Source organism: Hyphomicrobium sulfonivorans (assembly GCF_013306565.1).
Taxonomy (GTDB): Bacteria; Pseudomonadota; Alphaproteobacteria; order Rhizobiales; family Hyphomicrobiaceae; genus Hyphomicrobium_A; species Hyphomicrobium_A sulfonivorans.
Genome location: NZ_PZPO01000001.1, coordinates 567,802 through 591,452 on the forward strand (window position 1 = coordinate 567,802; position 23,651 = coordinate 591,452).

At 58.8% G+C, this 23,651-nt stretch carries 25 protein-coding genes; 7 read left to right on the forward strand and 18 right to left on the reverse strand.

Going from position 1 to position 23,651, the window contains the following annotated elements; all coding sequences use genetic code 11:
* Positions 1-25 precede the first annotated feature (25 nt).
* From C6Y62_RS02620 to fliI, 3 genes are read left to right on the forward strand one after another with little or no spacing between them, the layout of a single operon-like run.
* Positions 26-2,200 (forward strand): DUF1217 domain-containing protein, encoded by a 2,175-nt coding sequence (locus C6Y62_RS02620; RefSeq protein WP_173952663.1) that lies wholly within the window; start codon positions 26-28, stop codon positions 2,198-2,200.
* Positions 2,200-2,925 (forward strand): flagellar basal-body rod protein FlgF, encoded by a 726-nt coding sequence (gene flgF, locus C6Y62_RS02625; RefSeq protein ID WP_068462056.1) that lies wholly within the window; start codon positions 2,200-2,202, stop codon positions 2,923-2,925. The genes C6Y62_RS02620 and flgF overlap by 1 nt, the downstream gene beginning before the upstream one ends.
* A gap of 12 nt (positions 2,926-2,937) precedes the next feature.
* The gene (gene fliI, locus C6Y62_RS02630) at positions 2,938-4,329 is read left to right on the forward strand and encodes a flagellar protein export ATPase FliI (protein WP_246274239.1); all 1,392 of its coding nucleotides are present in this window, start codon (positions 2,938-2,940) and stop codon (positions 4,327-4,329) included.
* A gap of 102 nt (positions 4,330-4,431) precedes the next feature.
* Here the strand turns inward: fliI and C6Y62_RS02635 are convergent, their stop codons facing one another.
* The 14 genes from C6Y62_RS02635 to C6Y62_RS02700 form a co-directional block, all read right to left on the reverse strand.
* Complete coding sequence (locus tag C6Y62_RS02635) at positions 4,432-4,917, reverse strand: hypothetical protein (protein ID WP_068462052.1); 486 nt, start codon at positions 4,915-4,917, stop codon at positions 4,432-4,434.
* Positions 4,914-5,306: a flagellar protein FlgN gene (locus tag C6Y62_RS02640; RefSeq protein ID WP_173952664.1), complete on the reverse strand. Its 393-nt coding sequence runs from the start codon at positions 5,304-5,306 to the stop codon at positions 4,914-4,916. Before C6Y62_RS02640 ends, C6Y62_RS02635 begins: the two co-directional genes overlap by 4 nt.
* Entirely contained in the window at positions 5,306-5,830 is a 525-nt protein-coding gene (locus tag C6Y62_RS02645) for a rod-binding protein (RefSeq protein WP_173952665.1), read from the reverse strand. The genes C6Y62_RS02640 and C6Y62_RS02645 overlap by 1 nt, the downstream gene beginning before the upstream one ends.
* Before the next feature lie 60 nt (positions 5,831-5,890).
* Entirely contained in the window at positions 5,891-6,292 is a 402-nt protein-coding gene (locus tag C6Y62_RS02650) for a hypothetical protein (RefSeq protein ID WP_173952666.1), read from the reverse strand.
* A gap of 3 nt (positions 6,293-6,295) precedes the next feature.
* Positions 6,296-7,054 (reverse strand): flagellar biosynthetic protein FliR, encoded by a 759-nt coding sequence (locus C6Y62_RS02655; RefSeq protein WP_173952667.1) that lies wholly within the window; start codon positions 7,052-7,054, stop codon positions 6,296-6,298.
* A complete protein-coding gene (flhA, locus tag C6Y62_RS02660; protein ID WP_173952668.1) occupies positions 7,051-9,144 on the reverse strand; it encodes a flagellar biosynthesis protein FlhA in 2,094 nt (697 codons plus the stop codon). Before flhA ends, C6Y62_RS02655 begins: the two co-directional genes overlap by 4 nt.
* A gap of 71 nt (positions 9,145-9,215) precedes the next feature.
* On the reverse strand, positions 9,216-9,482 hold the full coding sequence (fliQ, locus tag C6Y62_RS02665; protein ID WP_068462042.1) for a flagellar biosynthesis protein FliQ: 267 nt from the start codon (positions 9,480-9,482) through the stop codon (positions 9,216-9,218).
* Positions 9,482-9,922 carry a flagellar hook assembly protein FlgD gene (gene flgD / locus C6Y62_RS02670; protein WP_246274241.1) on the reverse strand — a complete coding sequence of 147 codons (441 nt, stop codon included), beginning with the start codon at positions 9,920-9,922 and terminating at the stop codon, positions 9,482-9,484. Before flgD ends, fliQ begins: the two co-directional genes overlap by 1 nt.
* Positions 9,907-10,344 (reverse strand): flagellar biosynthesis repressor FlbT, encoded by a 438-nt coding sequence (flbT, locus tag C6Y62_RS02675; RefSeq protein WP_068462039.1) that lies wholly within the window; start codon positions 10,342-10,344, stop codon positions 9,907-9,909. The genes flgD and flbT overlap by 16 nt, the downstream gene beginning before the upstream one ends.
* Positions 10,341-10,688 (reverse strand): flagellar biosynthesis regulator FlaF, encoded by a 348-nt coding sequence (gene flaF, locus C6Y62_RS02680; protein ID WP_068462037.1) that lies wholly within the window; start codon positions 10,686-10,688, stop codon positions 10,341-10,343. The genes flbT and flaF overlap by 4 nt, the downstream gene beginning before the upstream one ends.
* Before the next feature lie 47 nt (positions 10,689-10,735).
* Positions 10,736-11,785, reverse strand: a complete 1,050-nt coding sequence (locus C6Y62_RS02685) for a flagellar hook-associated family protein (RefSeq protein WP_173952669.1) — start codon at positions 11,783-11,785, stop codon at positions 10,736-10,738.
* A gap of 3 nt (positions 11,786-11,788) precedes the next feature.
* Positions 11,789-13,258, reverse strand: a complete 1,470-nt coding sequence (flgK, locus tag C6Y62_RS02690) for a flagellar hook-associated protein FlgK (protein WP_173952670.1) — start codon at positions 13,256-13,258, stop codon at positions 11,789-11,791.
* 38 nt (positions 13,259-13,296) lie between these two features.
* Positions 13,297-14,559: a flagellar hook protein FlgE gene (locus tag C6Y62_RS02695; protein ID WP_173952671.1), complete on the reverse strand. Its 1,263-nt coding sequence runs from the start codon at positions 14,557-14,559 to the stop codon at positions 13,297-13,299.
* Positions 14,560-14,653: 94 nt separating this feature from the next.
* On the reverse strand, positions 14,654-15,325 hold the full coding sequence (locus tag C6Y62_RS02700; RefSeq protein ID WP_173952672.1) for a response regulator transcription factor: 672 nt from the start codon (positions 15,323-15,325) through the stop codon (positions 14,654-14,656).
* 202 nt (positions 15,326-15,527) lie between these two features.
* On the opposite strand from C6Y62_RS02700, the gene C6Y62_RS02705 reads away from it, so the two are divergent.
* Positions 15,528-16,274 (forward strand): hypothetical protein, encoded by a 747-nt coding sequence (locus C6Y62_RS02705; protein ID WP_173952673.1) that lies wholly within the window; start codon positions 15,528-15,530, stop codon positions 16,272-16,274.
* A gap of 119 nt (positions 16,275-16,393) precedes the next feature.
* Entirely contained in the window at positions 16,394-16,624 is a 231-nt protein-coding gene (locus C6Y62_RS02710; protein WP_173952674.1) for a hypothetical protein, read from the forward strand.
* A 26-nt stretch (positions 16,625-16,650) separates the two neighbouring features.
* On the opposite strand, the gene C6Y62_RS02715 is transcribed toward C6Y62_RS02710, so the two are convergent.
* From C6Y62_RS02715 to C6Y62_RS02725, 3 genes are all read right to left on the reverse strand, one after another.
* Positions 16,651-17,772 carry an ABC transporter substrate-binding protein gene (locus tag C6Y62_RS02715; RefSeq protein ID WP_198491316.1) on the reverse strand — a complete coding sequence of 374 codons (1,122 nt, stop codon included), beginning with the start codon at positions 17,770-17,772 and terminating at the stop codon, positions 16,651-16,653.
* Positions 17,773-17,986: 214 nt separating this feature from the next.
* Entirely contained in the window at positions 17,987-19,660 is a 1,674-nt protein-coding gene (locus tag C6Y62_RS02720; RefSeq protein WP_068462021.1) for an acyl-CoA dehydrogenase family protein, read from the reverse strand.
* A 139-nt stretch (positions 19,661-19,799) separates the two neighbouring features.
* Positions 19,800-20,390, reverse strand: coding sequence for a hypothetical protein (locus tag C6Y62_RS02725; protein WP_173952675.1), 591 nt, complete (start codon positions 20,388-20,390; stop codon positions 19,800-19,802).
* Positions 20,391-20,663: 273 nt separating this feature from the next.
* Here C6Y62_RS02725 and C6Y62_RS02730 point away from each other — a divergent pair, with 273 nt between their 5' ends.
* Positions 20,664-21,542: a YihY/virulence factor BrkB family protein gene (locus C6Y62_RS02730; RefSeq protein ID WP_173952676.1), complete on the forward strand. Its 879-nt coding sequence runs from the start codon at positions 20,664-20,666 to the stop codon at positions 21,540-21,542.
* 128 nt (positions 21,543-21,670) lie between these two features.
* Here C6Y62_RS02730 and ccrA read toward each other — a convergent pair whose 3' ends face one another.
* Positions 21,671-22,990 (reverse strand): crotonyl-CoA carboxylase/reductase, encoded by a 1,320-nt coding sequence (gene ccrA, locus C6Y62_RS02735; RefSeq protein WP_173952677.1) that lies wholly within the window; start codon positions 22,988-22,990, stop codon positions 21,671-21,673.
* A 256-nt stretch (positions 22,991-23,246) separates the two neighbouring features.
* Between ccrA and C6Y62_RS02740 the strand changes: the two genes are divergently transcribed.
* Positions 23,247-23,627 carry a hypothetical protein gene (locus C6Y62_RS02740; protein WP_173952678.1) on the forward strand — a complete coding sequence of 127 codons (381 nt, stop codon included), beginning with the start codon at positions 23,247-23,249 and terminating at the stop codon, positions 23,625-23,627.
* Positions 23,628-23,651 lie beyond the last annotated feature (24 nt).

Genomic DNA, 23,651 nt, shown 5'->3' on the forward strand with positions numbered 1-23,651 from the left:
GCCGCTTACCCTAGGAACCCGTGCCGTGACCACCACCCTCGCCAGCTTCTATCTCATCAATAGCAACCTGCAGCGCACGCTGACCACGACGGCCAACAAGCCGATGGTTGCACGGGAAACTGAGTACTATCTGGCCAACATCGGCAACGTAAAATCTGTCGACGATTTCCTCGCCAACGACCGCGTCTTCAAATACGCCATGAAGGCTTGGGGGCTGGAGGAAATGAACTACGCCAAGGCCTTCATGCGAAAGGTGCTTGAAAGCGACCTTAACGACAGCTCCAGCTTCGCGAACAAACTTACCGACAAGCGTTACCTGGAATTTGCCAAGGCCTTCAATTTTCTGCCCACCGGCGACGTCGAGCTAGGCACCCTCCGCGCTCAGGATTCGGGCAGTGAAGACGCCATGATTGGCCTCTACACGCAGCAGCGCATCAGCAAAGGTGAAACTGCGGCCGCCGAAGCCAAATACTTCTCGGACAATATCGGCAGCATTACCTCGGTTGATGACCTGCTCGCCAATGAGCGGCTGTTCAACTTTGCGCTGACATCCCAGGGTCTCGACGCCAAGCTTGCGTCCGTATCGGCCATTCGCAATGTTCTGACGAGCGATCTCAACGATCCGAACAGCGTCGCCAACGTCTATGGCGAGAAGTACCAGAAGCTTGCAGGTGCGTTTTCGTTTGCCCCTGATGGATCGGTAGCGCCGGGCAACGTCGCACAGACCGATCAGCAGACCAAGCAGATGATGCTTGCGTACTATGAGGCGACCGATAGCGATCAGTCACCCGCCGCTGCAGCATTCAAATCCGCCTATTTCAATCAGGCTATGGCCAGCGTCAGCAACGTTGACGACCTGGTCAACAACAGCTTCCTGCGCGATTTCGTTGCCACCGCCGCCGGACTCAATCCGTTGTACACAACCGCTGCAACGATCCGGGGCATCCTCGTCAGCGACCTTGATGATCCAGACAGCATCGCCAACCAGAGCGCGCTGCACAAAGCCGTTGCCGCAACCTTCAACTTCAACACGGACGGTTCGCTCGACAGCGGCGTAGCTGCACAAGACACCGTCCAGGCAAAAGCGCTAAGCGATCTCTTCACCAAGTATCACGATGGCGATTCCATCAGCGCGGAGCAGGCAAGCACCGATTATTATCGGAACGCGATGAAATCCATTCAGCATGTTGATACGCTTCTGTCGGACAGCAAGCTCTATAACTTCATCCTGTCATCCTTCCACATCAATCCGGACGACGTCTCGAAAACAAAAATCAAGCGCATCCTTCTCAGCGATCCTTCAAGCCCCACAAGCTATGCCAATCTGCTGCAGGATTCGCGCTTCAAAGACCTTGCCGCAGCCTTCAATTTCGATTCCGATGGCTTCGCCCTTGGCGCCCGGCAGGTTCAAACAGCAGACGGCGCCAAGAACGCGATAGCGCTCTACAAGGCGACGCTGGGCGATTCCTCATCGGCGCAGACGCTCGGCAACGCCGAAGCGCAGTATTATGATCGCACCATTCTCACACTCTCGTCGGTCGACCAGCTGCTTAAAAACGACCGCCTGAAGAGCTTCATCGTCAAGGCTTACGGCCTTAAGGACGCAACCAACGACACGCTGCGCAAGATATTGACCAGCGACCTTCTCGACGAACGCAGCTTTGTAAACAAGTCGGGCAACGAGGCCTACAAAGCCCTGGCCGCTGACTTCAAGTTTGACACTGACGGCTCCGTTCGCAGAGCAGAGCTTGGTGTTGCGCAAAGCAAGCCCGACATCATGCGGACGCGCGCGCTCTACTACCGCCAGGCCGTTGAAGAGGATGCCGGCAACGAGAACGAAGGCGTGCGACTTGCGCTCTATTTTGACCGCAAGGCTTCGTCAATCACGTCGCCGTACTCGATCCTTGCCGACAAGGCCCTGCTTCAGGTTGTGCAGACCGCACTGAGATTGCCGACGCAGATGTCGCTGCTCGATATCGACCGTCAGGCAGACATGATTTCAAAAGCCCTTGATGTCAAAGACTTCAAGGATCCAAGCAAAGTACAGGCGTTCCTCACCCGCTTCACTGCCGCATGGGAAATGGACAACTCGACGGCTAGTCAGTCGGCGGCCAGCATTCTTATCGGCCAACCTCTTGAAGCGAGTATCAGCACAAGCTTGCTGACCAACATCCAGAATCTAAGGTTGGGCGGAGCCTAATGCAGCCAGCACTCTACGTTACACTCTCGTCGCAGATGTCACTTCAGCGGCGCTTGGAAACCATCGCCAACAACGTCGCAAACACCTCAACTCCCGGCTTCCGCCGCGAGGAGATAAAGTTTGAAACGCTGCTGAGCCAATCGTCGACGGAACCGGTCGCATTCGCTTCCGATGGTGCTTCGTTCATCAAGCGCGACGCAGCCCAGGTCACTCCAACCGGCAATCCATTGGATATGGCGGTTGAAGGCGATGCCTGGTTTGCAATTCAAACCCCTGCGGGCACTGCGTACACCCGCGATGGCCGCATGCAGATAACCGCTGAGGGCGAGCTACATTCAATTGCCGGCTATCCGATACTCGATGTTGGCGGCGCACCACTCCAGATCAATCCGAACGGCGGTCCGATCACGATCGGCAACGATGGCATGGTCACACAGGACAACAATCAGCTTGGCGCGGTCGGGTTGTTCACTATCGACCCACAAGCAAAGCTGAGTCGCTTCGACAATTCAGCCGTCATTCCCGATCTCGCAGCGATCCCGGCACTCGATTTCAATCGCGTCGGCGTAACGCAGGGCCATATCGAAGGCTCGAACGTCAACCCGATGTGGGAAATGTCGCAACTGATCATGGCGTCACGACACTACGACATGGTGTCGAACGCGATGAACCAATCAGACGACACAATGCGCGAAGCTATTAAATCGCTATCGCCGACTTCGTAACAGAGCGCTGCATTGACAATCGATACCCTGCCGCCATCGGCATTATCCAGGCTGGCTACCCGTGTGTCCGCCGCTGCAGCGACACAGCCTCTGGTGCTTGCCGGCGGAACGATCACCCAGGTAACGCCGGCATTCTGCAATGCCTCCGGCCTGTCGCCATTTGTTAAGCTGGGTGACCGCGTCACGATAGGCAGCGAGCACGGCGCTTCGCAGCTAGGTGAAGTGATCCGGCTTGAAGAGTCACAGGTAACGATCAAGACTTTCCAGGAGCCGATCACCGCCGGGCTGGGTGCCAAAGCGTGGAAGATGGGTCAGGCCGCCATCTATCCGCATCCGTCCTGGAAGGGACACGTGTTCAACGCACTCGGCATTCCAATCGGCGAGAACGTTTCCCTTGCGCACGGCGACCAGCCCGCATTCCCCGATCGCAATGCTCCCTCTGCTCTGCGCCGTCAGCGCATAAACGCCCCCATCAAAACCGGCGTGCGCGCAGTCGATCTCTTCACGCCAATTTGCCTTGGACAGCGCATCGGCATTTTCGCCGGCTCCGGCGTCGGCAAATCCACACTGCTGGCCATGCTTTCACGCGCGCAGGGATTTGACACTGTCGTCATCGCGCTTGTCGGCGAACGCGGCCGGGAAGTGCGCGAGTTTCTGGAAGATACGCTTGGCGAAAGCCGCGAGCGGGTCATTGCCGTCGTATCCACCGGCGATGAAAGCCCGATGATGCGGCGCCTGGCGCCCAAAACGGCAACCTGCATTGCTGAATATTTTCGCGATCGCGGCGACAAGGTTCTGCTGATCGTCGATTCCATAACCCGCTTTGCCCACGCCGCGCGCGAGGTTGCGCTTGCCGCTGGCGAACCTCCGGTCGCGCGCGGTTATACGCCAAGCGTGTTCAGCAATCTGCCCAATCTACTTGAGCGCGCTGGCCCCGGTGAAATCGGAACGGGCTCCATCACCGGCATATATTCCGTGCTTGTCGATGGCGATGACCACAACGATCCGATCGCCGACAGCATCCGCGGTACGCTCGACGGTCATATCGTGCTTGAGCGCAGCATTGCCGATCAGGCGCGCTATCCCGCGATCAATGTCATGACGTCAATTTCGCGTCTGGCTCAACACGCATGGACGCCCGAAGAGACAACTCTGATTGGCAAGCTGCGGTCGCTGATCGCTCGCTTTGAAGATACCCGGGATCTGCGTTTGATGGGCGGCTACCGCGCAGGTTCGGACGCAGAACTGGATAAGGCGATTGAGATCGTGCCGCGCTTGTTCGATGCGCTCAAGCAATCTCCGCCAGACCCGCAAAGCACCGACGCATTTCAGGAAGTTGCCCGCGCTCTGCAAAATGCTGCTGCGGCCGCGGGTGCGCCACCACCGCAACAGCAGTCGCAATAAAGCCAAACAATGTGCAGCTGCCACAGCAACGCGCGCACACATCCGCGCCTGCGTTGACGAATTGCAAACATCCACCAGTTGAAGATTCGCCTAAGGCGCGCGCTAGAATTCGGGGCGCGCCTTGACCTGCTCCATGCCCTGTCGGGTCTGGTCTTTGGAGACGAAATTAAATTTCTCGATCAACACATCCGCCACGAAATCATGGCCGAAGCGCTCATTCACGCGCTTCTTGATCGCTGACGTCAGTTTCTGGAAATCCTGCTTTTTGGAGCCGCTCAGCGTCTCCGCATCGGTTGCATAGATCGTGCGGAATGCAGCATCCAGCAGAAACACGTCTGGCGTGATCGACATCCGATTAACAATCTCGGAATTCATCGTGAACGTGAACTGCGCCAGCACGTATCCCTGCACGCCGCCGTTATCGATGACGGGCACGCTGATCGTGCTTGTCTGCATCGACCGCAAACCGCCGAAAAGCTGATCCACTTCCGTCGCCGGTGTGGTCTTGGATTCCCACATCGTCGCCGCGTAAGTGGAAAGTGCCGTCACCAGACAGATCCAAAGCCCTGTGGCAATCAGGCGGATCATCGTTGAGCACCGCCGCTTCCAAGATGCTCCGAATAGGTGCCATCCCAATCCCTGTCGCGGATTGTATCCGCTACGATGGTGGCAACTTCCCGCACAGCTTCCAGATGGAGCTGCAGCATGGCCTGATTGCGCTCCAGCTTGCCACGCAGTCCGCGCAAACGCTCCGCAATGTCCTCGTCCAACACGCCGCCTTCAAGCGCGCGGGCCGCCAGCCCCAACTCCAGCAGCGCCTGACTTTTGCGATTGTTCGTGTCCTTGAGGTCAATCTCGCTTCTTGACCGCAACGCTTCTGTTTCCTGATCCACCAGCAGCTCTATGCGCCGCATGGTGGTGGTCATTGAGTTCATCAGCGCCCGCCGCTTGCGCTCCACTCCTGCTTCATTAGCCATCATGCGTCACCGGTTTTCGTGTTTGCCGCGGCGCGGGCGGACGTCAATGCTTCCTGACCCGCTGCAATTTGTTCTGCGATGCCAAGCGCTCCCGACTTTGCGATCTGCTCAGCAATCTTTTCAGCCAACATGGACTTCCACATATTGCCAGCCGTACCGCTGCCAAACATCGCCTGGCTGTCTTTTGGCATCATTTCCTCGACCATGTTCTGCAGCAACACCGCCTCGAACTGCGTGTAGACATCCGTTTCGCTGCCGGAGTTTTCAATCACACGCGTGCGCGGCGTGTGCGCCACCGTCTGCGTCTTCGCACCATGCGAACCGGATTCGCTGACTAGCGCAGACCAAGTATCGGCAGCGACACCTGCGGAGCTATCCGACTGCCTGGCAGCGGAAGAACTTGCAGCGGTCGCCAGCTCCGACTTGCCGTTGTTCAGTTTTTGAAGCTTAGCCATTGCCTCACGCTGCCTGACGGCATCGGCGGCGTTGGCGACGCCGAGAACGAGATCGGAGCCGATTATCATACCCTGCAACTATCCTTGGGCGGTCCATGAAAGGTGTAACAACATGGTCGCCTAAATAGCTTATGGGAGGCTTGCGTCACTCTTCCTCAGCACACGCTCGATCACCTCGTGCAGCGCTTTTTCTTCAACCGCACGCTTATGTTGCAGTTCATATTCCTTTGTCAGGCGTTCTGAGAACTTCGCGCGCGTCGCAACAGTGCGTAGCGACGTCGATCGCGCGGTAATTTCGGTTTCCAAAGCACGCTGTCGATCTTCCAGCTTGCGAAGCCGTTGCAGCACCATCGGAGTCGGCAGTGCCTGCATGTCAGAAACACCGCTCAACGTATCGATAAGATTGTCCTGCTCCTCGCGCAGTTCGGCCTGCTGTCCGCGCGCCGACACCAGCTTTTCTTCCTCAAGCTTCTGCATTTCTCGATTGAGCTTCAGCAGTCGCTGCGCCTTCTCCAAGCGTATCCGCGTCATCGCCTACAGCCTCTGAAGCCACTGGGAGAATGTCACAATGAAAATCTGCAGGAACTCAGCCGACGTGAAATACAAAATGAACCCGCCGCCCGCGAGCACGAACGGGATCGAAATAAAGTAGACCGGAATCTGCGGCGTGAGCTTTCCCAGAATACCGAACAGCAGATTGACGAGCAGCGAATAGACGATAAACGGCGAGCAGATCCGCAGCGCCAGCATGAAGCCATCGGTCACGGCGTCGACCAGCTTCACCAGGCCGAAATTCGCCGCCATCTGATGCGGCACCGGAACGGTTCCGTACGAATCGACCACAGCGCGCAACATTTCCCAGTGCAGCTCCGTCAGGAATATCAGCACCGTGGCCGTCAGCGTTATCAGCGTCGTCAGACTGGCAGCGGGCTCGTCCTCGTCAATCATCGTATCTGGCGTATTGGAAAGGCCGATTAGCATTCCGATCGCCGCACCGGCGAACTGCAGCGACAGCAGGAACATGCGCGCCATCAGGCCGAGGATCGCGCCGACAAGCGCTTCCGATGCGATCAAGCCCAGCAACGCAACCGGCGTAATGTTGCCCGTCGTTGCCGGCTCCACCGCCGGAACCAGCAGCGGTGCCAGCGCAAACGTCAACGACAACGCTATAAACAGGCGAACGCGCATAGGCACGCGCTGCGCACCAAACCCCGGCATCAGCATGAGACAAGTGCCGACCCGGCAGAAAATCAGAAACGTGGCCAGTACTGTCGTCGGGCCAATCGCCGTCACGAGATCGTACCGAGGGATTTTATCTGTACGCCCCGCGCAATTTCTAGATGCGACAGCACCGGCAATGTTGCGAACAGACGCTCCGTAATCATGCGCACATACGGTCGTGCATCAGGCGCGGCGACCAGAACGAACTTGTGGCGTTGATCCATGAGCTTGCGGATTGCCGTCGTCGCCTCAGTGCTGAACTGCTCAATCTGCTTGGGATCGATGTCGAACTCAACCACCTCACCTTTGGGGTCGCGGCGCAAGGCCTGGTGGAAAGCCAACTCCCACCGATTGCCGAGACGCAGCACTTTAAGTTCGCCACCTTCCGATGACTCGCCGCAGATCTGCTGCGCCATACGCAGGCGTACGTGCTCTGCAATCTGCTCGGCGCGCGATGCATGCGGCGCGATCTCCGCAATCGCTTCAAGGATGAGATGCAGGTTGCGGATCGATATACGTTCGGCCAGCAACAGCTTCAATACAGCCTGCAGACCTGAATACGATATGCGCGACGGGATGATCTCTTCGATGAGACGACGATATTCTGGCTCAAGCCGATCCAGCAGCGTCCGCATATCCTTGTACGACAGCAGCTGCGCCAGATTGTTGCGGATGACCTCGCCCAGATGCGTCAGCAGCACCGACATGTTGTCAACGGCGGTAAAGCCATCGCGCTGCAAGGACCCCATGAACATTTCCGACGTCCACATGGCCTTCATGCCGAACGCCGGCTCGCGCGCTTCATCGCCCGGAACATCCGGTGCTGGCCCATCGCCAACGATGACCATCACATCGCCGATGCGCAGCTCTTCACTGGCCACCACCGTGCCATGTATTTTGATCTGATAGCTCTTGGGCGGAATCGACAGGTCGTCGGTGAGACGAATCTCCGGCACGACAAAGCCATACTGGCGCGCAAACTTGTGGCGCATTTTGCTGACGCGCTGCGCGAGCTCGTTATGCGCCGATAACAACGTGCCCGAAATCTGCTTGCCGAGGCAAAGCTCCAGCTCAACAGTCTTGAGCGATTCCTTGACCGACTGGCGAACTTCTTCCTCTGCCTGGTTCCTGGCCTCAAGCTCAAGCGCTTCTTCGTGCGCCTTCGCTGCGGCGGCACGGCGCGGAATTGCATAGGCTACGAAGCCCATTGCGCTGCCAAGAACCGCGAACGGCAGGAACGGCAGACCCGGCGCAACTGCAAGCACGAACATAACGACAGCCGCCAGCGACAGGGCTCTCGGATGATTGCCGAGCTGGCCGAACACTGCCTTGTCCGCGCTTCCCCGGGTGCCACCTTTTGAAACAAGAAGGCCGGCCGCAAGCGCAATGATCAGCGCCGGAATCTGCGTTACGAGACCGTCACCCACCGAAAGCTTGGTGAACACATCAACTGCGGCCGACACCGACATATCATGTCGCGTAACGCCGATGATGATGCCGCCAAAGATGTTGATCGCGGTGATGATGAGACCGGCGATCGCATCACCGCGCACAAACTTCGACGCACCGTCCATGGAGCCGAAGAACGAGCTTTCTTCTTCGAGCTCACGCCGGCGGTGCATGGCCTCTTTTTCATCGATGAGGCCTGCCGAAAGATCGGCATCGATCGCCATCTGCTTGCCGGGAATGGCATCAAGGGTGAAGCGCGCACCCACTTCGGCGATACGCGTCGCACCCTTGGTGATGACGATGAAGTTCACGGTAATCAGAATCAGGAACACGATGGTTCCGATAATGAAATCGCCGCTCATCACGAAGCTGGAGAAACCGGCAATGACGTGTCCCGCAGCGTCGTGTCCTCCTGCACCATTGGAAAGGATAAGACGCGTCGTGGCGATATTCAGTGCCAATCGCAATATCGTTGCAATCAGCAGGACCGTGGGGAAAGCGGAGAAGTCCAGCGGACGCTGAATCCACAGCGCAACCATCAGAACAAGAACAGCCAGCGCAATGGAGAAGGCGAGGCCAATATCAATGATGGCCGCAGGCAGCGGCAAAAACAGCACCGCCAGAATCAGAACGATACCGATGGCGAGGCTTACGTCGTGGTTTCCGCCACGCTTGCGCGGTACCGCCCCTGCTGCAACAACGCTTTCGGCCATGCTCTCCCCCACTTAGACGCGAAAGAGATAGATGCCGAAGCTTGCGCGAAGGTCGCCCGCAACGGAGGCTGTTAGAAACCTTGCTCTATGCGGCCGTAAATCTGCTCGGCAAACGTGTAAATCACGGTTCCGATAAACGGCGCCATCAGCGATGCCACCAGCAATGTGGCAACGATCTTGGGAATGAAGGTGAGCGTGATTTCCTGCACCTGCGTCAACGCCTGCAACAGGGCAATGACGACGCCCACCAGCATCGCGACAACAACGGCGGGGCTGGACGCAACAATAATGGTCCAGATAGCCGCCTGCACGAGATCCAGAGCGTCAGCTTGGTTCATCAGGAAATTTCCACGCCCGCGCCCAGCAGAATCTCGGTGCCATCCTCAAGCACCGCGACGGTGCCACCGGTAATAATGCGCACCGATTCAATCTTGCCGCTAAAACCATCCTCAAGCAGCGTGAGATTACGCCCGACCAGGCTGTCAGCTTGCGATAACGCCATCGACGTCATCAGCGAATCAAGCTTCGCGTTGGTCTGCATGCTCTGCTCAACGCCGGAGAACGACGCAAGCTGACCAATCCACTGCGCCGGATCCGTCGGGTTGGTCGGATCCTGGTTCTTCATCTGCGCAATCAGAAGGCGCAAGAAGGTGTTGTAGTCAATAGTTGCGCCGGTGCCTGCCTGCGTGCTGCTTTGGGTGCTGCTTTGGGTGCTGCTTTTCTGCTGCGTGCTTTCAGTGCCTGTTGTTGCAGGAACGTACATCAGCGGGCCTCGCATTCATGCTGGATTTCCGTGCGCTCAGGGCGCATGCCCTGCGCGATGATCTCATCTTCGATGACAAACAGCGGACGGAGAATCTTGAGTGCATCGAAGGGTCGGCCCCGCTCGAACGCATCTCCCACTTCAACCAGACCGTTGATGATTGTCGAATTCTTGAACGATGCCAGCAACGCCGCATGGGCGGAGTGGAACATGGAGCGTGCGTCTTCGCTGTTAGCCGGATCGATAAGCACCGTCTGAATGATGAAATAGAGCTGCCGCAGCGGTGTGTGCGTGTCGCCAGGCTGCAGCACGTGATGCTCCAGCAGGAACGTCACGTCATTCAGAAACTCGATCGAAACCTTGCGATCAACCTTGAGTACCGCGCCGTTGACATAAATGCGGCCGCCCGGCTTCAGCGATATCTGCAGCTTTTTCATTGCAGACCTTCATACAGCGCCGTTGTGATGTCGATCAGCGGTTTGAAATCCGCGGTTTTACCCAGTCGGATATTCTCGGCTTCACGCACAGCCCAAATGCCAATGGATATGATTTGCGCGCGCAGCTCATCGGGAAGCGCGTTGTCTGGGCTTGCCAGATCTTCCAAAAGCGCAGCCCACATGCGTCGACTGAACGTCAGCGCTTCGACCGCCTCTATGGAGTTTGGTCCCTTTTCGTCAGCGGCTTTCAGCAATTCGATGCTGCGCTCAAAAACCTGCCGCTCACGCTCGCGCGCAACCTTCGGGCTGGTCTCAAGCACATCGGCATAGGAGAATTGATACATTGTTCCATCTCACTTACGAATTGCTACGCGCTGACACTCTACGCACGTCAGATATACTTCAGCAGGCTAAGCCCCATGATACGTGACGTTAGTGCGTACGAAATTTCCATCTGAGTCAGCATCTGATTAATTCGGACGGCTGCCTCGTTAGGATCAACTTCTTCCAGGGTTTTCACCTGGCGCGTGAGAATATCGACTTGCAGCTTCATGCGCTCACTTGCGTCACCGACGCGCTGCTCAGATATGCCGAGCCGCGCCTGCAGATCGCCCACCTCCTGAATCGCTTCGTTCACAAGCTGGGTGGCTTTGTCGATGATGGCTTCGAACGCCGGCTGCCCGAGGTTCTCCACACCAAGATCGGCAATCATCGTGTATGCCTGAGCAAACTTGCGGAAGGCTGACTCATTGGCGTTGGTTGATGTCTCAAGCAGCTCTGAACTTGAAATTCGACTGCGAGCATTTTGCGACGATGCCGACGACCAATCGGACGTCCATGCGGGATCGGCAAACAAATCCGAGAACGTCGTGTCCAGGAACGTCTGCATGTCTGCGGCGCTGATGTTAGCCGCAGCAGGATCATCTTGATAGATTCCGAACTCGGCAAAGAAGGCGTTCGCAACGCTCTGCTTGCTCGCGCTGGCCGGTGTGCTGAAGTAATCGGCCATCGGCTTCACGTCCGAATTGACGCCGGCAAACAGGTAGCCGTCGCCAAATGCCATGTTCATGGCGTCGATGAAGCCGTCGAGGCGCGACTGGGCCTCCGCTTTGACGTTCAGGGCGCTTGCCCCACCCACACGCGAACCGAGTAGCTGACCGACGAAATCGCGCCCCGTATCAACGAGGTTCTGAAGAACCGACTGAGACGATTTAAGGCGTGAGGTTACTGTGCTGTTGGTATCGATTATGGTGTTGAGGCGGGCAAACTCCTGCCGCAACGAGATCGTATCGCCCGCTTTGTAACCAAGCGTTTTGCCGACATCCGCATACCGGCTGGTCGTCATTTCCAGGTGCGCATCGGCAAGCTGCTGCTGCACCTTCGCCAAAGCCTGGCGCGTAGCGGCCGACATGGAATTTGTGGAGATGAATGTTGTCTTCACAGCTTACCTCACCGCTGCCAGCAGCGACGCCAGCATCGAATCGATTGTTGTTATGACTTTGCTCGATGCCTGAAATGAACGCTCCAGCTCGAGCATCAGCGCCATTTCTTCGTCAAGGTTCACGCCGGTGATTTTATTCAGCGACTCCGACGCACGCCCCAAAACGGTTTCGCGATACGCGTACTCGCTGTTCGAAGACCGGCGCGCTTCTTCCAGCCACGCAGCGGAATTGGAAGCGAAGCCAACCAGCGTAGCCACGGTGGCGATCTTGGAGTCGGAGGAATAAGTCTGTGTTGCACGCATCTGGTCTACGAGCGCATCCAGGCGTCCGGTATAGCCAGCAACTCCGTCCGAGTTGTAGACGTACGCAGCGCCGTTCATGCCGCCATCACGCAGCCGTTTCACGTCGCCGCCCTGATCTGGGTCGACCGCCGCATTGAGACGAATTGTGCCGGCCAGCCCCGACGTGATCGAACCCGAAGGTGGTAATCCGGGACCGCCATTCCAGCTGAACAAGCCCGCTACATCAGCCAGTGCTGGCGTCGCGCTTTGATCGCTTTCAGAAAACGCGACGATCAATCCGCGCGCAAGTTCATCAAGCTGATTTTGATAGGTTATGCCGACATCATCACGAACCTGCACAAGCCCCGTGATACGTCCATTGCTGACACCCATCGTTGCTGTGCTGCCTGTGATCGGCACGCCGTCTGCATAAACGATGTTACCGGCCACGCCCGGCGCCAGCATCGGCGTTGGCTGGAACGTAACCTGACGCGGAACGACATCGAAAAGCGTCACGCCGCTTTCCGTATAAATGTTCATACCGCCGTCTGCACGTGCCACCGTACGAATGCCGATTTCCTGCGATATCTCCAGCAGCAACGCATCGCGTTGATCCTGATAGTCGGTCACGTCGCTGCCGTTGATCGTGCCTTTGACGATCTGCTTGTTGACGGTCTCGAAGCGCGACAGAAGCGTGTTGAGAGAACTAACCGCGCTGGAAATTTCGGCGTCTGCCTGGCTGCGTACATCCTGCACGAGCGTAGTGGCGCTGTTCAGCGCGTTGGCAAGATCACGCGCGGCAGCCACTGCCGATTGAGCGAACGCCGCGCTTTCCGGCGACGATGAGTACTGCTGCAGCGCGTTGTTCAGCTTCTGCACCAGCGCAGCCGGTGAAAAATTAAGCTCGGTATCGTTTATAGTCGCTTCAAGCTTGTCCAGCGCCTCAACCAGCGCGCGCTGACCTGCGGCGCTGGATGAGTTATTCAAAACACTCGTGAACAGCGCATCGTTCACGACACGGGTTACGGCGGCCATACGCACACCGTAACCCGGAACCGTGATGATCTGCGCCGTCTTCCTCGACGCGGTCGGATCTCCCGCACGAGCGACGTTGCGGGAAAGCACGGATGTCTGCTCCGCCAGAGTAGCTAGGCTGGATACTGCAGTATTGAGACTGGCAGAAAGTGACATCCGATAATTCCGCGTCTTAGAGTGCTAAAGCGCTGCTATTAGCGCTTTAGGTTGACCAGTACGTCCATTAGTTCGGCGCCGGTCTGGAACACTTTGGAGTTGGCGGTGTAGTTACGCTCCGCCTCAATCATCGTGGTCAGCTCCGATGCCAGATCGACGGTGGATTGCTCCAGCGCGCCGGCAATCATCGTGCCGAAGCCACTCTCACCGGGGAACCCGATCTGCATTTCGCCTGACTTTGACGTTGCAACGAAAACGTTGCCTGCCATTGGCTGCAGGTTGTCAGGGCTCGCTACGCCGCCGAGTGGAATCTTGTAGGTCGCAATGCGCGTGCCGCTGCCGAATACGGAATACATCGTGCCATCTTCGGCGATCTCGATGCGATCCACGTCTTCCGGTGCGTTGCCGTTGACGACCGTCGCATCCAGCAACTGATAATCGCCGGCCAGGTTAGTGCTACCCGACATATCGATCGACAGGGTTGCACCGTTCGGAACTGCTACGCTGACGGCCGTTGGGCTGGTCGATGTAAACTTACCGTTGGTCGTATCGAACACCAGCGTCTCGGTTGCCATTGCACCGCCAGCATACGGGAACCCGCCACCAGGAGCCGCATCCGCACGATTAAACACGGAGACTTCCCAATTGCCGCCGCCAAGATTCGTCGAATAGACGTCGAGCGTAAGCTGGTTACCGAGATTGTCGTATGCTGTAAGCGAGGTCATCGCCGTGTGTTGTGCATTCGCCGCATTTGCCGACGGCAGATTAGCGGCCGGCACAACAGCGGCATTCAACGGCATGTTGACCTTCAACCGGCCTTCGGTCGAAGCGTTAGCCTGCAGGCCAAGCTTGCCGATCGAGACCACTTCCAGTCCGGCCGTTCCGTTCGCAACAATGCTCGGCGGACCGTTGAGAACGCTGTAGCCCATAAGCTTGAAGCCGGCAGCATTGATCAATTCGCCATTGCCGTTCGGTACGAACGAGCCGGCGCGGGTCATGAACGTCTGGCCGTTCTCGTTGCTGACGATGAAGAAGCCATTGCCCTTCACGGCCAGATCGGTGCCGGATGTCGTAAAGCTTCGCGCACCCTGCTCGCTGATCATGTAGCGCGTGTGCGATTCAACGCTGCCCGAGACATACTCGGAGCCGCCGCCATCCAGAACCAACGACGAAAACTCGATCGTCGAGCGCTTGTAACCCGCCGTCGTAGCGTTCGCGATATTATCGGAAACCGCACCCAACCGATTGGCCTGCGCAGCCATACCGGATGCGCTCGTCCGCATCGTACTATAAAGACCCATCGGCTAATGCTCCCTCGTCATGCCTAGTGCGGCCGATTGGAACATTCACGCCTTGCGCGAAACTGAATAGGCGCGCGTGCTTTGATACAGTTTCTCAGCAGTCGTTCAGGCGGTATCCTAAATACCGCTGTGAATCGATCGGATCGTGGCCCAGCCGATGCCGCAGACGCTTACGCAGCTTGCTGATGTGGCTCTCGATCACGTTCTCGTCGATGTCCTCAGAGAACAGTCCGTACACAAAATTGAAGATCTGCCCCTTGGTGACGCGACGTCCCTTGTTGCTCACAAGGTATTCGAGAATGCGACGCTCACGGCGAGGCAAATGCAGCGGCTCTCCGCCGACCTCAGGATCGCGACCGTCACCAAACACGAGAATCTGGCCGCTCACTTCGCCTGCAGGCTCAGAGCCCGCGCGACGCTTGATCGCTTTGATCCGCGCAAGAATTTCATGGATGTGCGTTGGATCAGCAATGACGTCGTCGACGCCAGAAGCAAAAAGATCCAGCGTCTCCTGCAGCGAGCGACCGCCGTTCAGCGCCAGCACAGGCGCATGCGTGCGCTGCTTGATGATCTTCGGAAAGAAGCGCCGATCATCAAACTGGCCCAGCACGAATGCTTCGACTGCTGCAAGCTCCGGCTCAGGCGCGGTCCGCACCCATTCCTTGAAATCGCTAGCGGCTAAGCCTTCGGTCGAGATGCCCTCGCGACCAAACCCGAGAGTGTCCGCACGCTCCAACGCATCACAATCGTCCACAATGATGATCATCGCTGCCCCCCGAATCACACGGCGATCATCTCATCCTTTAAGTTATGCACAACATCTTACTTTCGCGATCAGTCATCCTTTAAATTATTGAGTTCAAAGGGTGATGCACTATCGCACCTATAGTTGCGCATGCGGTTTCAAGGCGAATTCATAGCCACGCAAGCTTGGCGCAGGCTGTACGCCCTAGAAAGTCCACGATTGGATGACTGGGGCCGACACACCGATGCTGCACAAGGGATCGCCATTTCTTCTCGCCGCTGCGATCATCGTGTTGCTCGTGCATGCATGCATTCTAATTGGCGGCGCCAAGGTTGCCGTAGTGCTTTGCACATTTGCATTGATGATCGGCGGGCCAGTTGCGTTGCTGATCTGGCTTGGATCGCTGCCGGATCTTGAAGAGCGCCAACGACAACAGCGACGCGACCGCCATCAGGCCCATGCTGACGCCGCACTGTGGCAGCAGACGTTAAATGCGATGCAGGCGACATACCCTGCTCCGCTTCACATGCAGCACACCGGAGCAGTCGCTTCGGCCACCGCTGTCAGAACCCCAACTCGCACCGCTCGCGCCAGCGGACACCTCCCATCACACACACCGTCAGGCATACGCGGATGCATCCGCCCCATTTTGGCACTGTCAGCAATGGTTGCATCAGCCATCGGCGTTGCAGGATGTGCCACTGAGATCCCGCCTGAAGCCTGGAGCGCTGTACGGCCCGGCATGAAAACCGCCGAACTCGTCTCATTGATCGGCGGCCCGGACTACGTGCGCTCCAACGGCGCTGCCGAAGTCTGGCAGTACTGCCGCGACTCATATGGTCGCGATGAAGGGCGCAACGCGCTCTATTACACGGCGATTCTCATCGACAAGCAGGAGATTCGCGACGTGAAGGTGCATCCTGTTTACTCTGGCGCTGGCTGCCAGGAATTTTATCGCGCGAGCTTCTGAGCCAGCTCAATCATCCCAAGCTGAAACGTTAACGCGATGGCTCACAGCCACCACAGGCATTGGCACGCCGATTGCTGAAGGAGACCTAAACAGTTTGCGTAAAATGTAGCGTAGCACCCATGGCATCATCGCGTAGCATCGTCAGCAACAGCATCACCTGGCGCAATCGGCCCATCGATACCCTCAGCGGCCCGGAACTTCGCCGTGCCCTGCATGATGCAGTAAGTGAAATTGCGTGGTCGCGCACAGCGCCCAGCTCGACCACATTTTTCTCGGCGTTGATGCTCGGCTTTTCGGCCGGTGCAATCGTTTCCGCCACCGCCGCGATCACATTCGCCATGATCGCCTGAGCAGCCGCGACGTTGCTCGGGCCCGGTCAGGCCACCTTCTCGATCACGCCCGCGCGCGCCATCTTGTATTTCACGTAGGCTTCGCCGCGCAGACCAAAATCGCACACGTCGGGATGCATGATCTCAGCCAGGATCTCGCAGCTTTCCACCAGGCGAGGCCCCGGCCGATTGAAGAATGCATTGCCGTCAGCAAGAAACACATTGCCCTCGCGCACCGCACGCATCTGCTGCCAGATGGCATAACGCGCCAGCGGCCGCACCTCGCGCTGCGTAATTTCAAGATCGTAGCCGCACGGCGCTATCACGATCACATCCGGATCGGCCGCCGCAACGTCTTTCAACGTGATCCAGGGCGAAGGCTGCCCCGTCGTCCCGAACACGCTTTCACCGCCGGCAATGTCGATCAGTTCCGGCATCCAGTGCCCGCCCGACATCGGCGGATCAACCCACTCAATGAATGCCAGGCGTTTGCGCGGCTGATCGGCGACCTTGTCGCGAATCGCTGCGAAGCGCTTCTTCATCGATGCCACGAGCTTCTTGCCCGCCTGCGGATCGTCGATCGCATCGGCAATCGCCCCGATATCGTGATAAATATCATCCAGCGTATGCGGATGCAGCGAAACGATGCGCGGATCGGCGTGCAGCAGCTTGCAGACCGCCTTCTCGACATCGCGCAGCGAAACAGCACACACCTGACACTGGTCCTGGGTCAGGATCACATCGGGGTGCAGCGCTTCAAGCGCATCGGCGTCGACCTCGTAAACCGACAGCCCCTTTTCAACCAGCGTGCGAACGCGCCTGTCGATTTCGGCACTGCCGCCACGCACACTGAACTTCGGCCGTGTGATAGCCGGCAGATCGAGAACCGACGGCGGATAATCGCATTCATGCGATCGCCCAACCTGCAGTTTGCCGGCGCCAAGCGCGTTGAGGATTTCGGTGGAACTGGCGATCAGCGAAACGACGCGAAGGTTTGGCTTCTTCTTGGTCATGGTTTCGTCTGTCGCCTCCAAAAGCTGGTTTTCAAACACCGGCTGCGCCGCACACGCGGCGTCTTCACGCTTAAGATGATCAGGCAGCAAACGGTTCGCAAGACCCAGCGCTGAAACTGCCCGCCGCAGATCACGCTCACCCACAGATGCTGCCACACGCTTGATGAAGCCGCATCAAAACACGCCCCGCGCTGGAATCCGCGTCGGCTGGTTTCCAAAGCATTGCGCGCGCCAAGTAAATCATCATCACCCAGGCGAACCGGAGCAGTTGTTCTCCGCGCTTACCGGACAAGAAAAAACCCGGCGCCAATGCTGGCACCGGGTTCTCCTATCGACCTGACTTCTGACGGCAGCGCCGTCAGCCGCTGGCTTACTTGTCTTCCAGCAGGCGGCGCGCGATCACCTGCGCCTGAATTTCCGCTGCACCCTCGAAGATGTTCAGAATGCGCGAGTCGCACAGAACGCGGCTGATCGGATACTCCAGCGCGAAGCCATTGCCGCCGTGGATCTGCAGCGCGCAGTCGGCATTCGCCCACGCAACGCGCGCGCCCAGCAGCTTCGCCATGCCCGCCTCAAGATCACAACGGTGGCCCTGGTCCTTCTGGCGCGCCGAGAACAGCGTGAGCTGACGGGCGATCATCGTTTCCACCGCCATCATCACGATCTTGTTGTAGATGCGCGGGAACGAATAGATCGGCTTGCCGAACTGGATACGCTCCAGCGCATACTTGAGGCCAAGATCCATCGCCGCCTGCGCAACACCGACAGCGCGCGCCGCCGTCTGGATGCGCGCCGCTTCGAACGTGTTCATCAGCTGCTTGAAGCCCTGGCCTTCCTTGCCGCCCAGAAGCTGATCGGCCGGAACCTCGAAGCCATCGAAGGAAATGTCGTATTCCTTCATGCCGCGATAGCCGAGCACTTCAATCTCGCCACCGCTCATGCCATCGGCAGGGAACGGATTGGCGTCATCGCCGCGCGGCTTCTCAGCCAGCAGCATCGAAAGCCCGCGATAGCCCGGCTCGTCCGGATTGGTGCGCACCAGCAGCGTCATCAGGTCAGCGCGAACCGGATGCGTGATCCAGGTCTTCTGGCCCGTCACCTTATAGGTGTCGCCTTCCTTCACCGCGCGCGTCTTCAGCGAGGCCAGATCCGAACCGGTGTTCGGCTCGGTGAATACCGCTGTCGGCAGCAGCTCACCGGAAGCAATCTTCGGCAGATACTTTGCCTTCTGCTCGTCGGTGCCGTTGTTGAGGATCAGTTCGCCCGCGATCTCGGCGCGGGTGCCAAGCGAGCCGACGCCGATATAACCGCGCGACAGCTCCTCAGAGACGATGCACATGCTCTCCTTGCCGAGGCCCATGCCGCCGAATTCTTCCGGCATCGTCAGGCCGAACACGCCAAGCTCGGCAACCTTCTGGATCACTTCCAGCGGGATGTACTCGTTGGCCAGATGCCATTCGTGGGCGAACGGAACAACCTCCGCCTCGGAGAAGGTGTGCATCTGATCGAGGATGGCGGCATGCGTCTCATCGAGGCCAGGATCGCCGAACGTGGCCGCGTTGGGCTGCGCCGAAATAAGATCGGCCAGCTTCTGCTTCACTGCCTGCGTCGAGCCGGCGGCGATCATGTCCGCCACTTCGTCCTCATAGGCGCGGATGATCGAGCGAGCGACGCCAAGCTGCTCGGGACGCACGAACTCAAGCTGGCTCATCGGCACGCCGCCGGAAATCTGCGCCAGATACTCGCCAAAGCCGATCAGCAGAATGAGCTGCTCGAACTCGCTGAAACGGCCTTCCGCAGAAAGGTTGGTGCCCCAGACCTGCAACTGGCGCAGACCTTCAACAGCGGTCGCAAGCCATGCCAGGCCATGAGCCGTGTGCTGGACATTATCGACGCCGGCTTCGGCAACGATGGCCTTGACGCCCACCTTGGCGGCATCAAGCACGCGATCGGCTGAAGCCACCGCACGTTCCGCGCGCTCCAGCAGCGCGCCCGGGCCCGCCGCAAGCAAATCCTGCTCGGCCGTCATCACCGACGTCGTCATCCTTGACCTCCCTGGGAATTTGGCAGCGGGAACACCTTAGCGGCGCCGCTAATTTGCAAACTTTGAATTCACAATTGCTGGCCGACTGCGTTGCGGGTAAATGGCCCGCTCGTCAAGGCAATCGGTGCCGCAGGCCCCATCATTTTCCAGAAAGCGCCTTTATAAAGCGGCTTCCGGCGCTACGCCCTGCCACCGCCGCGATGCGCTCCGACAGCGATGCGGGCTTCTCAGCCCGAGTGGGCGTCGCACCGAGCAACTCCGGAACGGATTGATCGGGATAGATAATTTCAACTTCGGCTTCCTCGCGCAGAGCGCTGAGCACGCCAACCTCATCGCTGTCGGCCACAGCGTCCGGCTCTGCAGGCTCGACGACCATCGACGGATAACCATCCCGCACTGATAATGACGCCGAGGGCTGCCCCTCACGCTGAGCGGCCCCGAATGGCCGTGCAGGAGCCGGCATCACCGTCGCCTCGATGATCGTCACCGACGCTTCACCGGAAAAATCATCAGCGGATTCAGACGAATAGTCGGGCTCAAGGCTGGTCATTGCCCCCAGCGCGGCAAGCATTCTCAGCCCATCCTCGTCGTCGCTGCCGAAGCCATCCGGATCAAATTCAACGGGCGATGGAACCGGTGGCGGCTGTTGCGGCACAGCATAGCCGGCCGCCGACTGCCGGGCCTCCGGCCGGCCAGCACCTTCCGCGTCACGCTTCCACTCACGCTCCATTGACCTGCCCGTACCTACTCCAAACGCGTCCCTGCGGGGCCACAGCATTCTAGACGGCGGCCACTATTGCGTCCACGAGCGCCTTGCCAGCGCCCAACGCTGAACCAGCCATCCGCCTATGTTCACCAGTAACCGCAGCCCGAAATGCCGTCTAACTGGGCGTAAATCCCCAGAACCTGCGGCAATCCAATGGCGCGGCATCGCCGGGCATAGACCGGCACGCCTTGCGCCGTTAGGTTCCGGCCAAAATTTTTAACGTTCCGGGAGAAACGAATGCAGCGCTACCGCACATTGCTCGAGGCAATCTATCGCCTCTATGAGCACAGCGGCTTTGCCATGGCCGGCGCGGTGGCATTCTCATTCGTGGTCTCGCTGTTCCCGTTCTGCATCTTTCTAGGCGCACTGGCCGGCATCTTCGGCGGTCGCGAACTGGCCAATCACGCCATCGAGCAGTTGTTCGAGATTCTGCCCAGCGGCGTTGCGGCCGGCCTCGCCCCTCAGGTTGAAGCCATCATGGGCCGAACCCGTATCGACCTGCTCACGGTCAGCGCTGGCCTGTCACTGTTCTTCGCCACCAACGCCATCGAAACCCTGCGCACTGCCCTCAACGGCGCCTATCGCGTGGTCGAGAAGCGGCCGTATCTTTACTGCCTCGTGCGCAGCATGGGCTTCGTGCTCGCGTCGGCCGCGTCGATGCTCCTGCTCACATGGGTCGTCGTGGTCGGCCCGGCGCTGGCGGAAAGCTTCGACCCGACGCTCACGCAGTCTTTCACCCTGATGCGGTCGACGTGGCTGGGCGCCACCATGCGCTACGTTTCGGCCGGTTGCCTTATCGCCGCGCAGCTCTTCGCGTTCCATCTGTGGCTTGCCGCGGGAGAGCGCCGCATCAAAGACGTCTGGCCCGGCGTACTGCTTTCGACCGCGCTCTGGATTTTGCTGGCCAGCCTCTATTCCTATTATCTCAACCTGTCCGACTACACGCGTTTCTATGCCGGCCTGTCGCAGCTCATGGTGGCGATGATCTTCTTCCAGATGACAGCCGTCATCGTCATCCTCGGAGCAGAACTTAATCGCGGCATCTTCGAGTTCAAACGCATGGGCGCCGTAGGCTTGGGCGCGGTGTCGCCGCCGCAGGCCCATCGCACACGCTGATCCCCCCTATCATCAGGCGTGTAACGCACAAGCGGCAGTCGCCGGATCGCGATCGACAAAAAGAAAGGCGGGCCACCGATATCGGTAACCCGCCCATTCATCTCATGTAGCTCAGCTAGCAGCAGCCCTTATTTGGGGCCGTGAATGCGCTCGCTGGCCTCAATGGCGTCTTCAAACGTGCGCAGGCCGGTCGTCGGAGCCGAAACCAGCACCGCCATGTTGCCCGGCTTATGCTCGTTGCGCATCATGCGCATGTGCGCCTTCGGGATCTGCTCCCACGGGAACACTTCCGACATGCACGGATCGATGCGTCGCTCGACGACCAGCTTGTTGGCCTGAGCGGCCTGCATCAGGTTGGCGAAGTGCGAACCCTGAACACGCTTCTGATGCATCCAGAGGTAGCGCGCATCCATCGTCAGGTTGTAGCCAGTGGTGCCGGCGCAAATCACAACCATGCCGCCGCGCTTCACCACCTGCACTGAGACCGGGATTGTCGACTCGCCCGGGTGCTCGAACACGCAGTCGACGTTGACGCCCTTGCCGGTGATGTCCCAGATCGCCTTGCCGAAGCTGCGCATCTCCTTGAGCCATTCGTGATACTCAGGCGAGTTCACCTTCGGCAGCTGGCCCCAACAGTTGAAGTTCTTGCGGTTGATGACGCCCTTAGCGCCGAGCTGCATGACGAAATCGCGCTTATCGTCCTCAGAGACAACGCCAATGGCGTTGGCGCCCGACGTCGCGCAGAGCTGCACGGCGAACGCGCCGAGGCCGCCGGCTGCACCCCAAACCAGCACGTTATGGCCCGGACGCAGCACGTGCGGACGGTGACCGAACAGCATGCGGTAGGCGGTGGCGAGCGTGAGCGTGTAGCAGGCGCTCTCTTCCCAGGTCAGATGGCGCGGACGCTCCAGAAGCTGGCGGTCCTGCACGCGGCAGAACTGCGCGAACGAGCCATCCGGCGTCTCATAACCCCAGATGCGCTGGCTGGTGGAGAACATCGGATCGCCGCCGTTGCACTCCTCGTCGTCGCCGTCGTCCTGGTTGCAGTGGATGACGACTTCGTCGCCAACTTTCCAGCGCTTCACCTTAGAGCCAACGGCGTAAACGATGCCGGACGCGTCCGACCCTGCGACGTGGAAAGGCTGCTTGTGGACGTCGAACATTGAGATCGGCGTGCCGAGCGAGGCCCAGACGCCGTTGTAGTTGACGCCGGCGGCCATCACGAGGACGAGCACGTCGTGGCTGTCGAGCTCCCAGGTCGGCACCACCTCAACCTGCATGGCAGTGTCGGGCTCGCCCTGGCGCTCCTTGCGAATGGCCCAGGCATACATATTCTTCGGGACGTGGCCGAGTGGCGGGATCTCGCCGATTTCGTAGAGATCCTTTTTCTCGGTCGTCACCGGTGCGCCCATGGCGATTTCCGGCCTGGCGGCGCTTTGGCTCGTCATTCTTGGCTCCCGTCCGTGGATGAAACGCCGGCCTGCGGCCGGCTGAAGAATTCGACCGCGGCGTCCCGAGGGTCAGGGGCCGCAAAGTCAGATGGCGTTTCAAGCACGATTTCGCGCTGCAATGAAGAGGCTGTTGCGCCGCTATGTAATCGTGTCAACGAACCTTTAATCTGAACGGTCGTAAAAAACCCCGTCAAACCCAACTCTGGATTAATGAAGTCCGGGTAGAGGTGGCCGCGAGAGTTCAGGGTAGCGCATGTCGGATTTTCTCCATCAGGCCATCACCGTCGACACTTATACTCTGGTAGTTGTTGCCCTGCTTTCGGGTTGGGGTGGCGTACTCACCATGCAGGTGCTGTCCCGCACAATGCTGGCCTTGATTTTTGTCCCCGGCCTGGTTTTTGGCGCTCTGACGGCCAATTACCTTTTCAACGCCTACCATTTTTATCCCACCCCCGATCGGGAGGTGAACGTCGTCATCGCCTGCACGCTGGGCCTGATCGCGGCACTGCTCGTGTTGCTGGTAAGCCTTCGGCTGATGGCTATTGTTTCGACGCTCTTTTTGCAGAATTACGCCTTCAAGAGCGACATGGTGCAGGCACCCTCGCCCTATGGGCGTCAGATCCGCCGCGTCTAAGCGACCCAGCCCCTTAAATTTGCC

Coding starts and splice junctions, on each gene's coding strand:
- flaF (WP_068462037.1), bottom strand. CDS start 10,688: ATGTATCAATTCTCCTATGCCGATGTGCTTGAGACCAGCCCGAAGGTT.
- C6Y62_RS02730 (WP_173952676.1), top strand. CDS start 20,664: ATGCAGCGCTACCGCACATTGCTCGAGGCAATCTATCGCCTCTATGAG.
- C6Y62_RS02705 (WP_173952673.1), top strand. CDS start 15,528: ATGACTGGGGCCGACACACCGATGCTGCACAAGGGATCGCCATTTCTT.
- C6Y62_RS02650 (WP_173952666.1), bottom strand. CDS start 6,292: ATGACGCGGATACGCTTGGAGAAGGCGCAGCGACTGCTGAAGCTCAAT.
- flbT (WP_068462039.1), bottom strand. CDS start 10,344: ATGAAAAAGCTGCAGATATCGCTGAAGCCGGGCGGCCGCATTTATGTC.
- fliQ (WP_068462042.1), bottom strand. CDS start 9,482: ATGAACCAAGCTGACGCTCTGGATCTCGTGCAGGCGGCTATCTGGACC.
- flhA (WP_173952668.1), bottom strand. CDS start 9,144: ATGGCCGAAAGCGTTGTTGCAGCAGGGGCGGTACCGCGCAAGCGTGGC.
- C6Y62_RS02640 (WP_173952664.1), bottom strand. CDS start 5,306: ATGGCTAATGAAGCAGGAGTGGAGCGCAAGCGGCGGGCGCTGATGAAC.
- C6Y62_RS02645 (WP_173952665.1), bottom strand. CDS start 5,830: ATGATAATCGGCTCCGATCTCGTTCTCGGCGTCGCCAACGCCGCCGAT.
- C6Y62_RS02635 (WP_068462052.1), bottom strand. CDS start 4,917: ATGATCCGCCTGATTGCCACAGGGCTTTGGATCTGTCTGGTGACGGCA.
- C6Y62_RS02740 (WP_173952678.1), top strand. CDS start 23,247: ATGTCGGATTTTCTCCATCAGGCCATCACCGTCGACACTTATACTCTG.
- C6Y62_RS02700 (WP_173952672.1), bottom strand. CDS start 15,325: ATGATCATCATTGTGGACGATTGTGATGCGTTGGAGCGTGCGGACACT.
- C6Y62_RS02695 (WP_173952671.1), bottom strand. CDS start 14,559: ATGGGTCTTTATAGTACGATGCGGACGAGCGCATCCGGTATGGCTGCG.
- C6Y62_RS02710 (WP_173952674.1), top strand. CDS start 16,394: ATGGCATCATCGCGTAGCATCGTCAGCAACAGCATCACCTGGCGCAAT.
- flgK (WP_173952670.1), bottom strand. CDS start 13,258: ATGTCACTTTCTGCCAGTCTCAATACTGCAGTATCCAGCCTAGCTACT.
- C6Y62_RS02725 (WP_173952675.1), bottom strand. CDS start 20,390: ATGGAGCGTGAGTGGAAGCGTGACGCGGAAGGTGCTGGCCGGCCGGAG.
- ccrA (WP_173952677.1), bottom strand. CDS start 22,990: ATGACGAGCCAAAGCGCCGCCAGGCCGGAAATCGCCATGGGCGCACCG.
- flgF (WP_068462056.1), top strand. CDS start 2,200: ATGCAGCCAGCACTCTACGTTACACTCTCGTCGCAGATGTCACTTCAG.
- C6Y62_RS02720 (WP_068462021.1), bottom strand. CDS start 19,660: ATGACGACGTCGGTGATGACGGCCGAGCAGGATTTGCTTGCGGCGGGC.
- flgD (WP_246274241.1), bottom strand. CDS start 9,922: ATGCGAGGCCCGCTGATGTACGTTCCTGCAACAACAGGCACTGAAAGC.